The sequence below is a fragment of the Martelella sp. UBA3392 genome, from assembly GCF_002358775.1.
Lineage (GTDB): Bacteria > Pseudomonadota > Alphaproteobacteria > Rhizobiales > Rhizobiaceae > Martelella > Martelella mediterranea.
On record NZ_DEPM01000177.1, the window covers coordinates 1,287 to 11,475 of the forward strand.

Below are 10,189 nucleotides of genomic sequence, written 5' to 3' on the forward strand. Positions count from 1 at the left end.
CTCGATGAGCCGACCAAGGGCATCGATATCGGTTCGAAATCCGCCGTTCATGCCTTCATGAGCGAACTCGCGGGCAGGGGGCTCTCCATCATCATGGTCTCATCTGAAATTCCGGAGATTCTCGGCATGTCTGACCGGGTCATCGTCATGCGCGAGGGGCGGATCGTCGCCGAGTTTCCGCGCGAACACATGTCGGCGGAAAAGCTGGTGCGCGCGGCTGCCGGCATCGGGGCGGCAGCATGATGGCGCGCATTTTCAAACATCGCGAGGCGTTGCTCTTCCTCGCCATCCTGCTGCTTGTCGGCGCCATCGAACTGCGTTTTCCCGGCTTCGTCGCCCCGCGCAATCTCGTCTCGATCTACAACGATACGGCGATCCTGATCATTCTGGCGCTCGGCCAGGCCGCCGTCATTCTCGCGCGCGGCATCGATCTTTCCATCGCCGCCAATCTGGCGCTGTCGGGCACGATTGCCGCTCTTCTGAATGTCGCCTTTCCCGACCTGCCGGTGATCTTTCTTCTGCTCGCCGCCACCTTCAGCGGCGCGGTGCTCGGCGCCATCAACGGGCTTCTGGTCTGGCGCCTGTCGATCCCGCCGATCGTGGTGACGCTCGGCACGATGACGATCTATCGCGGCACGATCTTTCTTCTGACGGGCGGAGCGTGGGTGAACGCCCATGAGATGACCGATGCCTTCAAGGCCGTGCCGCGCGCCGTCTTTCTCGGCATACCGGTGCTTGCCTGGTTCTCGCTGGCCGTCATCGCGCTGATGATGGTGGTGCTGATCATGACCCGGCTCGGCCGCGCCTTCTATGCCGTCGGTGGCAATCCTCATGCGGCCGTCTATACCGGCATTTCGGTCGGTCGAACGCACTTCTTCGCCTATCTTATTGCCGGCGCGCTTGCCGGTCTTGCCGGCTATCTGTGGACCGCGCGCTATGCCGTCGCCTATGTCGACATCGCCAACGGCTTCGAGCTGGATGTGGTCGCGGCCTGCGTCATCGGCGGCATTTCGATTGCCGGCGGGGCGGGCACGGCGATCGGCGCGGTGCTGGGCGCTCTGTTCCTCGGCATCATCAAGAATGCGCTGCCGGTCATCGATGTCTCGCCCTTCTGGCAGATGGCGATTTCGGGCACGGTCATCATCATCGCGGTTGCCGTCAATGCGCGCTCCTCGCGCGTCAAGGGCCGCGTCATCCTGAAAAAAGCGGAGCATGCGCGATGAGTGTCAACGACAAGCGCTTTGTACCAGACCGCCTCCACGGCCGAGGCTACCGCATGGCGCGAAGCTGGGAGAGCCTGCTGATCGTGGTGGTAATCGCGGTCTTCATCATCAACAGTTTCGCCTCGCCTTACTTCCTGGATGCGTGGAATCTGTCGGACGCGACCTTCAACTTCACCGAAAAGGCGCTGATTGCCTTTGCCATGGCGCTGGTCATCATTTCCGGCGAGATCGACCTTTCGGTCGCCGCCATCATCGCGCTCGCCTCCACCGCCATGGGCTATGCCGCTCAGTTCGGCGCGGGGACGCCGGAACTGGCGGCGATCGGGCTTGGCGTCGGCCTGTTGTGCGGCGCCTTCAACGGCTTCCTGATCACCGGTCTCGGCCTGCCGTCGATCGTCGTCACCATCGGCACGATGAGCCTGTTTCGCGGGCTGTCCTATGTTTTCCTGGGCGACAAGGCCTTTAACGGCTATCCGTCGGATTTCGCCTGGTTCGGGCAGGGCTATGTGTTCTGGGTGATCTCCTTCGAATTCGTGCTGTTTGCGGTCATGGCAGCGCTTTTCGGCATCCTGCTGCATCTCACGAGCTTCGGCCGCATGGTCTATGCCGTCGGCAACAATGCCACCGCCGCGCGGTTTTCCGGCATCAGGGTCGGGCGGGTGAAATTTCTGCTTTTTCTGATGACCGGCGTGATGTCGGGCATGGCGGCGATCTGCCTTACCTCGCGGCTTGGTTCGACGCGGCCGTCGATCGCGTTTGGCTGGGAACTCGAGATCGTCACCATGGTGGTGCTGGGCGGGATCAACATTCTTGGCGGCGCGGGTACGATCATCGGCGTCGTGCTGGCAGCCTTCATCATGGGACTGGTCACCTTCGGCTTCGGGTTGATGAATGTGCCGGGTATCGTCATGTCGATCTTCATCGGCCTGTTGCTGATCGGCGTCATCGCCCTGCCTGTGCTTTATACGCGGATCGTCCGGCGGTTCACGCGGGAACAAGTGCAATGAGCGCAATCCGCAAGGTCGCGGTCATAGACATCGGCAAGACCAATGCCAAGGTCATCCTCTATGATCTTGAGGAAGGCCGCGAAATCGATATGCGCTCGAAACGCAACGGGGTGACGGGACATGCGCCCTATCCGCATTTTGCGGTGGATGACCTTTTCGATTTCATCCTGGAAGCGCTCGCCGCGTTTCAGCAGGCGCATGGCGTCGACGCGATCTCGGTGACCACGCACGGTGCCACGGCGGCTCTTCTGAAACGGGACGGTACGCTGGCGCTGCCGGTGCTCGACTACGAGTATGCCGGCCCTGACGAAACGCGCGCCGACTATGAAAGGATCCGCCCGTCCTTTGCCGAGACAGGCTCACCGCGGCTTGCCATGGGGCTGAATATCGGCGCGCAGCTTTTCTGGCAGAAGTCCCGGTTTCCCGAGGCATTCGCCGAGATCGATTGCGTGTTGCCCTATCCGCAATATTGGGGCTTCCGGCTGACCGGTCGTCGCGCCAGCGAGGCGACGAGCTGGGGCTGCCACACTGATCTGTGGTCGCCGCGCTCCGGACGTTTTTCCTCGCTGGTGAGTGCACTCGGTCTCCGCGGCAAGATGGGAGAGCTTGTCAAAGCCGATGACAGGCTCGGCGAAGTTTTGCCGGAAATCGCGAAGAAGACGGGGCTTGCACCCGCTTGTCCGGTCTTGGCCGGAATTCACGATTCCAATGCCTCGCTGCTACCGCATCTCTGGTCGCGCGCCCAGCCCTTTTGCGTGGTCTCAACAGGTACATGGGTTGTCGCAATGGCGGTCGGCGGCGATACGCCGGCGCTCGATGAAACCCGGGACACGCTGATCAACGTCAATGCCTATGGCGATCCGGTGCCCTCGGCCCGGTTCATGGGCGGTCGCGTTTTCGAGTTCGCCGCGCCCGGCGGAGATGTGACCGTCAGCGAGGCGGATCGCAAGGCGATGCTGAAAAACCGGATTATGATGATGCCGTCCGTGTTCGGCGACACCGGGCCTTTCCAGGGCGTCATCGGCGGCTGGACGGTGGATGAGCATCACCTTACGCCCGGTATGCGGTTTCTGGGCGTGTCATGGTATCTGGCGCTGATGACGGTGGTCTGCCTTGACCTTGTGGGCGGTTCGGGACCTGTGATCGTCGAGGGGCCATTTGCCGAAAACCATGACTATCTCTCCATGCTGTCGGCCGCCACCGGCAGGCCGGTGGAAAAAAGCCCCGGCAGCGGGACCAGCGCGGGGGCGGCCGGTCTTGCCGTGGGCGGCGTCAAATTCTCCGCCTTCACGCGTCATCCCGAGCCTCTTTCGGGCCTTGCCGAACTCAACCGCTATGCGCAGATCTGGCGGGAGCGACTGCCTGAGGCGGCGTGATCTGGAGCATTTCCGGTGATCCGGTTTTCACCGGAAATGCTTTAGCCAGTTCTGCGCGGTCCTTGTCATTTTCCCTTGATAGATATATCAGATTGGAAAATTGATCTCTAAGGGGGCTATGTTGGCGGAAGAGGGACATAAGGCGCGGATCGCTTTCGGCTGTGCGGCCATTGCCGGACTTTATGAACCGGTTTCAATGGACGATTCCCGCGATGTGCTGGAGGCGGCATGGGACGCCGGGATCCGGCGTTTCGACACCGCGCCGTTCTATGGTCTTGGCCTTTCAGAGCAGCGCGTCGGCGATTTTCTGCGGGAAAAGCCGCGCGCCTCCTTTACCCTTTCCAGCAAGGTCGGCAGGCTGCTCGAACCGCTCGAGGACGATGCGCCCGATCCGCCGCTCGGCCATCTCAGGCACAAAGTGCGCTTCGACTACAGTCATGACGGCATCATGCGCTCCTATGAGCAGAGCCTCGCCCGCCTCGGGCTCGACCGCATCGATATCCTTTATGTGCATGACATTGGCGAGTTTGCCCATGGGCCCGAAGAGAACCAGCGTCATATGCGCGATCTCACCGGTTCCGGCCTCAGAGCGCTCGAACGGCTGAAGGCTGAAGGCGCGATCGCCGGCTTCGGCCTTGGCGTCAACGAGACGGCGGTCTGTCTCGATCTGATGGACCATGCGCATTTCGACGAGATCCTGCTTGCCGGGCGCTATACGCTGCTCGACCGCTCGGCCGAGGCGGCGCTTCTGCCGCGCGCAGAAGCCGCAGGAACGCGGCTTGTCATCGGCGGCGTGTTCAATTCCGGCATTCTGGCGACAGGGCCGGGGCCTGACGCCCATTTCAACTATGAGCCGGCAACGCCCGAAATTCAGGAGAAAGTCGCCGCGATTGCCGAAATTGCCGGGCGCTACGGCCTGGCCCTGCCGGAGGCCGCGATCAATTTTCCGGCGGCGCATCCAACCGTCTCGCACATCCTGATCGGGACCGGGAAACGCAAAAGCCTGATGCGCAATCTGGAGCAGTTTGGCGCGACGCTGCCCCGGCAATTTCTCGACGAGGTCCAGCCGCTGACGATCCGCTGACCCTCAGTAGAGCCCCATATGCCGACGGAGCGCGGCATCGAAATGGGCCTTGACCGCCTCTTCGGCGGCATCCGCGTCGCGCGCCTTGCACGCCTTGAGGATCGCCACATGTTCCTGCAGCGAGCGCTGGGCGAGCGGTGGCGTCATTTTCCGTTCGAGCCGCACCAGCCGCAGATAGTGATGCATGCGCTTGTAGCCGGAGTTGATCAGCGGATTTCCCAGCGCGCCGATGATGGAATCATGCAGCGCCGCCTCCAGATGCTCGATCTCCGCCAGCGCCTCGGCATCAAGCCCTGTCCGGCCGATCTTCTCCGACAGCGCCTCGTGCTCGGCGAGCAGCGCGGCAATCTCGTCATCGCTTGCCGTTTCGGCAAACACCTTCACCGCCGCGCATTCGAGGATGGTGCGGTACTGATAGGTCGAGCGCGTCAGTTCCAGTCCCGGCTTGACGAATTCGATGCCGGAGCGCGGATGGATCGTCAGCACGCCTTCCACTTCGAGAACCCGCAATGCATCGCGCAGCGGCGCGACCGGTATATCGAGCATCTCGACAAGCTGGTTCTGCGAGACGAACGCGCCGGCCGGCAGCTTCTTCGCGAAAAGATGCTCGAGAATACGCTCATAGGCAACGTCGCTGAGGCGTTTTGCGCCATGCGGCTCGGCAACGCCGGATCTTGTCTTTTTGGAAGAAACCACTTGTCTGCTTCCCTCTTTGTCTATATTACAACTCCAATCTGATATATCAACTATCGGGAATAGTCTACCAGATGCCCATGCCTATAGCGAGCTTTCGTATCACGCGCTACCAGTTTCGTCGCCATCGCCCGATCGGCGACAGCCAGGTGCGGGCCGATGAGGTGAACGTTGCCGCGCTGGAACTGATCGCCGAGGACGGCACGGTGGGGCTCGGCTTCATGCAGTCGCTGTTCTTCCCGCTGCCATCGGCGGAAGAGCTGACGCGCGTGTTCGCCGCGGAAGTGTTTCCCGGGCTTGAGGGTCAGCAGGCGGGCGCGCTGGTGCATCGCGTTTCCCGGCCGCGCGGCGGCAAGCAGCGCGCAGCCACCATCCCGGCTTACGAGGCCGTGCAGGTCGCGCTCTGGGACATGTTTGCCAAGCAGCTTGGCATGCCGCTCTACAAATTGCTGGGCGGCGGACACAAGGATCGGGTCCGCGCCTATGCCTCCGGGCTCGATTTCCACCTGAGCGATCACGAATTCACCGAGCTTTTCGGCGCGGCCGACGCGCAGGGCTTCTCCGCCTTCAAGATCAAGGTCGGGCATCCCGATTTCGAATGGGACCTCAACCGGCTGGCCCTCCTGAAGAAGGCCGTGCGTCCTGACGCCGAGATCATGATCGATGCCAATGAGGCCTGGGGCGCGAAGGAAGCGCTCGTCAAGATCAACGCCATCGAGGCGCTCGGCTATCGCCTTACCTGGGTCGAGGATCCGATTCTGCGCTCGGATTTTGCCGGGTTGAAAATGCTGTGCGAGGCGACCGCCAACACGCTGATCAACTCGGGCGAATATCTCGATGCCTCCGGCAAGCGCGCGCTGATGGCGGCGGGCGCGACCGACATGGTCAATGTTCATGGTCAGATCACCGATGTCATGCATGTCGGCTGGCTTGCCGCCGAGCTTGGCGTTCCGGTCTCGCTGGGCAACACCTTTCTGGAGGTCGGCCTGCATCCCGCGCTGGCCCTGCCGGAAGTCGAATGGGTCGAATATTCGTTCCAGAATTTCGACCACCTGGTCGACGAAACCTTCGAGATTCGCGACGGCTTTTTCGTCGCCCCGGAAAGGCCCGGCCACGGCCTCGTGCTCAACGAGGCCACGCGGGCCGAATGGGCCCGTCCGGAAATCGTCGCGACTGATGCCATCGGTCCGGTGCCGCCGGGCTCGGAGCCGAAAATCCTGGCCGCATTGGCCTGAACCAGTGACCGGACGGCTGTGCCTAGGACGCGCGAAAGCCGACGGAAACGAAACGAGGGAGGAGAGAATGATGCATATCGTGAAACTGTCCATGGCGGCGGCCGCCTTGACCGCCATTGCGGCGCCTGCATTTTCCGCCGAACTGACGGTCTGGGACTGGAAGTCCGGTGATCCGGCCGCCGCAAGCTATATCCAGGCGGCGAAGGAAAAGTTCGAGGCCGAAAATCCAGGCGATACGGTGAATTTCGTCATGCAGCCGCATGACCAGTATTACACCATTCTCGGAACGGCGCTCGCTTCGGGCAAGGGGCCGGATGTGTTCCTCTTGCATGGCGGCGCGCAGACACGCGCGCGCATCCCAGCCCTTGTCGACCTGTCCGCGCATGGCGAGAACCTGGTCGGAACGGCGGATTTCGAGGGCGAGGACGGCAAGCTCTACGCACTGCCGATCACCATTCAGGGCTTCGTTGTCTACTACAACAAGGAACTCTACGCCGATGCCGGCCTTGACCCGGAAAGCCCGCCGCAGACCTGGGACGAGCTTGTCGCCGTCTGCGAGGCAATCAAGGAAAAGGGCGATGTCCCCTGCTTCGCCATGGGCAACAAGGAGGGCTTCGGGGCCGAATTCCTGCTGTCCTCGCTCGCCGCTTCCATGCTGACGGACGAGCAGCAGCAGGCTTTCGCCGACGGCACGCTCAAATGGTCGAGCCCGGAGATCAGCGCCATCCTGCAGACCTGGGTCGATGAAGGCGAGATGGGCTGGTACAACAAGGGCGCCAATTCGCAGGCCAAGTTCATGGACGAGTATGAGCAGTTCATGCGCTCCGATGCCGCCAATGTCATCGGCCTGATCTCCGATGTCGCGCATTGGAAGCAGTTCGACGAATTCCTGGGCGCCGACAATCTTGGCGTCTTCATCCATCCCGCACCCGAGATGGCGTTCGACAAGCTGCGTATGCCGGTCTCGGGCGGCATCGGCTACGGCGTGAACAAGGACAGCGAACATCCAGAGCTGGCGGAGAAGCTGGCGACGACGCTCGCCGATCCGGAGCCGATCGCCGTCTTCGTCAATGATGCGGGCGTCGTTCCGGCCAGCACCGTCGTCGACACGTCGAGCCTTTCAAGCCCTTCGGTGATCGAAATTCTTGGCTATCTGAACGATCAGAGCGCGCCGACGGCGCATTCCAGCGTCACGGCGGAGGAACTGGCCGAATGGCATCGCCAGAGCCAGCTTCTGCTGAACGGCGACACCACGGTCGAAGAAGCGGCCAGCCGCATGGACGACGTGCAGGCGAAGGCCCACGGCGGCTGAGCGCGGCCTCTCATTTCAACGATCGACCTGCGGGGCTTTTCTGAGGCCCCGCAGTCATGACCAAAACAACCGGGACCGAGACTATATGGCCAAGGACCAGACAGCACCACGTCGCCGAAACCGCCTCGGGGCGGAGCGGCGCTTTGCCTATTTCTGCATCCTGCCGCCGATCATTCTGGTGCTGGTTTTCCGCATCGTGCCGCTGATCTGGGGCTTCTTCCTGTCGCTGACGGATTCCACCGGCTTCAATGATGCGTCCTTCATCGGTCTCGCAAACTATCGCGAGATGGCGGCTGACCCGAATGTCCATGCGGCGGCCCGCAATACCGGCATTCTGATCCTGTCGCTGCCGGTCTGGATCATGCTGCCCATGCTGCTGGCAACCCTCATTCACGTCGGGGTGCCGGGAGGCAAGCTCTATCGCTCCGTCTATTTCTTTCCCGCCGTGCTTTCGAGCGTGATCGTCGGTTCGATCTTCAACATCGTGCTGCGCTATGATGGCGGGCTCAACGCGCTTCTCGGCATGTTCGGCATCGAGGGCGTCGACTGGCTCGGCAGCGGCTCGACAGCGCTTCTGTCGCTCTTCACCGTGCAGCTCTGGGCAACCTTCGGCATGAGCCTGCTGATCTTTCTGGCCGGCCTTTCGACGCTGTCCTCGGAAATGCTGGAGGCGGCGCGCCTTGATGGCGCCAAGCTCTGGCAGACCTGGGTCTATGTCATCATCCCGGCGATGATGCCGATCATCGAATTCGTCGCGGTGGTCACCACGATCGGGGTTCTGACCAACATGTTCGGCCTGATCTATGTGCTGACGGCTGGCGGACCGGGCACGGCGACAACGCTGCCGGAATTCCTGATCTGGCTCGAACAGGGGCAGATGAACAGGCCGGGCTATGCCGCCTCGCTTTCCATGGTGCTGTTCGCGTTGATGGGCGGGATCGCCTATCTGCAGATCCGCATCATGAACCGCAACGCCAACGTCTGAGGAAGGGGCAAACGAGAATGGCACAGGCCGGCAACAAGCAGAAACGGCTGCTCTGGGTGTTTTCCGTGCCCATGGCGCTTCTGGCGCTCAGCTGCGTCTACCCCGTCTTCTTCGCGATCAACAACGCGCTGAAGACCAACAAGGGCTATATCCTCGACCGGTTCGGCATCGTCACCGAGCCGACATTGATGAATTTCGTCGATGTCTGGAACCGGTCGGGCCTGTCGGCCTATTTCTTCAACTCCGTCGTCGTCACGCTCGGCGCGGTGCTTGTGCTGCTGGTGATCTCGTCGCTTGCGGGCTTTGCCTTCGCGGTGCTGCGCTTTCCGCTGCGCAAGCTGATCTTCGTCGTCATCCTCGCCTCGCTGATGATCCCGGTGCAGGTGGTGCTGGTGCCGTTCTACCAGACGATCATCGGTCTCAACCTGCTGAATACCCGGATCGGGCTGATCATCTCCTACACCGCGTTCTTCCTGCCGTTTTCGGTCTATCTGATGACCTCGTTCTACGCCGGACTGCCGCGTGAACTGGTGGAGGCGGCCCGCATTGACGGGGCGAAGCTGATCCAGATCTGGTGGCATGTGATGGTGCCCATGGGCAAGCCGGCCCTGATCACGCTCGGCATCCTGAACACGCTCTACTGCTGGAACGACGTGCTGATCTCGCTACTCGTGCTGCAGGACAAGCGCACGCTGATGGTCGGCATTGCGGCGCTGCGCGGCGAATACACCACCAATGTGCCGCTGCTGTCGGCCGGCATCGTGCTGGCGGCCGCGCCCATCGTCATTCTCTATATCATTTTCCAGCGCCAGATTGTCAGCGGCATCGCCGTCGGCGCGGTGAAAGGCTAATTCAATGGCTCAGCTTGCTCTTAGCGATATCCGCAAGTCCTACGGTTCGGTCGATGTCATCCACGGCGTTTCGTTGGAGGTGGAAGAGGGCGAGCTGGTCGTCTTCGTCGGCCCGTCCGGCTGCGGCAAGTCCACGCTTCTGCGGATGATCGCCGGCCTCGAGGACATCACCGGCGGGGAGCTTACGATCGGCGGCGAGCGCATGAACGATGTCGAGCCGGCCGATCGCGGCGTGGCTATGGTGTTTCAGTCCTATGCGCTCTATCCGCACATGACCGTCGCCGACAATATGAGCTTCGGCCTCCGGATGACACGCCACCCGAAAGCCGAGATCGAGGAAAAGGTCAGGCACGCCGCCGACATCCTGCAACTGACGCCGCTTCTGCAACGCAAGCCATCGCAGCTTTCCGGCGGCCAGCGCCA

Annotated in this window: 10 protein-coding genes and 1 pseudogene; 10 read left to right on the top strand and 1 reads right to left on the bottom strand. The window is 62.0% G+C overall.

All coding sequences use genetic code 11. From position 1 onward, the window contains the following. The 5 genes and pseudogenes from B4E36_RS13780 to B4E36_RS13800 all read left to right on the top strand — a co-directional run. A pseudogene (locus B4E36_RS13780) lies at positions 1–243 on the top strand (D-xylose ABC transporter ATP-binding protein); the annotation flags it as partial. Beyond that, positions 240–1,223, top strand: coding sequence for an ABC transporter permease (locus tag B4E36_RS13785; RefSeq protein ID WP_292058273.1), 984 nt, complete (start codon positions 240–242; stop codon positions 1,221–1,223). The pseudogene B4E36_RS13780 and the gene B4E36_RS13785, both read left to right, overlap by 4 nt. Next, positions 1,220–2,230, top strand: coding sequence for an ABC transporter permease (locus B4E36_RS13790; protein ID WP_292058277.1), 1,011 nt, complete (start codon positions 1,220–1,222; stop codon positions 2,228–2,230). Before B4E36_RS13785 ends, B4E36_RS13790 begins: the two co-directional genes overlap by 4 nt. After that, the gene (locus B4E36_RS13795; RefSeq protein WP_292058280.1) at positions 2,227–3,606 is read left to right on the top strand and encodes an FGGY-family carbohydrate kinase; all 1,380 of its coding nucleotides are present in this window, start codon (positions 2,227–2,229) and stop codon (positions 3,604–3,606) included. The genes B4E36_RS13790 and B4E36_RS13795 overlap by 4 nt, the downstream gene beginning before the upstream one ends. Before the next feature lie 118 nt (positions 3,607–3,724). After that, a complete protein-coding gene (locus B4E36_RS13800) occupies positions 3,725–4,690 on the top strand; it encodes an aldo/keto reductase (RefSeq protein WP_292058285.1) in 966 nt (321 codons plus the stop codon). Positions 4,691–4,693: 3 nt separating this feature from the next. Here the strand turns inward: B4E36_RS13800 and B4E36_RS13805 are convergent, their stop codons facing one another. After that, positions 4,694–5,386, bottom strand: a complete 693-nt coding sequence (locus B4E36_RS13805) for a GntR family transcriptional regulator (protein WP_292058288.1) — start codon at positions 5,384–5,386, stop codon at positions 4,694–4,696. Positions 5,387–5,457: 71 nt separating this feature from the next. Between B4E36_RS13805 and B4E36_RS13810 the strand changes: the two genes are divergently transcribed. From B4E36_RS13810 to B4E36_RS13830, 5 genes are all read left to right on the top strand, one after another. Beyond that, on the top strand, positions 5,458–6,618 hold the full coding sequence (locus B4E36_RS13810; RefSeq protein WP_292058291.1) for a mandelate racemase/muconate lactonizing enzyme family protein: 1,161 nt from the start codon (positions 5,458–5,460) through the stop codon (positions 6,616–6,618). A 70-nt stretch (positions 6,619–6,688) separates the two neighbouring features. Continuing rightward, positions 6,689–7,930 carry an ABC transporter substrate-binding protein gene (locus B4E36_RS13815; protein WP_292058294.1) on the top strand — a complete coding sequence of 414 codons (1,242 nt, stop codon included), beginning with the start codon at positions 6,689–6,691 and terminating at the stop codon, positions 7,928–7,930. Positions 7,931–8,015: 85 nt separating this feature from the next. Beyond that, positions 8,016–8,915 (top strand): carbohydrate ABC transporter permease, encoded by a 900-nt coding sequence (locus B4E36_RS13820; RefSeq protein ID WP_292058297.1) that lies wholly within the window; start codon positions 8,016–8,018, stop codon positions 8,913–8,915. A gap of 17 nt (positions 8,916–8,932) precedes the next feature. Next, a complete protein-coding gene (locus B4E36_RS13825; protein ID WP_018064024.1) occupies positions 8,933–9,766 on the top strand; it encodes a carbohydrate ABC transporter permease in 834 nt (277 codons plus the stop codon). A gap of 4 nt (positions 9,767–9,770) precedes the next feature. Further along, positions 9,771–10,189: ABC transporter ATP-binding protein (locus B4E36_RS13830; RefSeq protein WP_345900471.1), on the top strand; the 419-nt coding region annotated here is incomplete at its 3' end.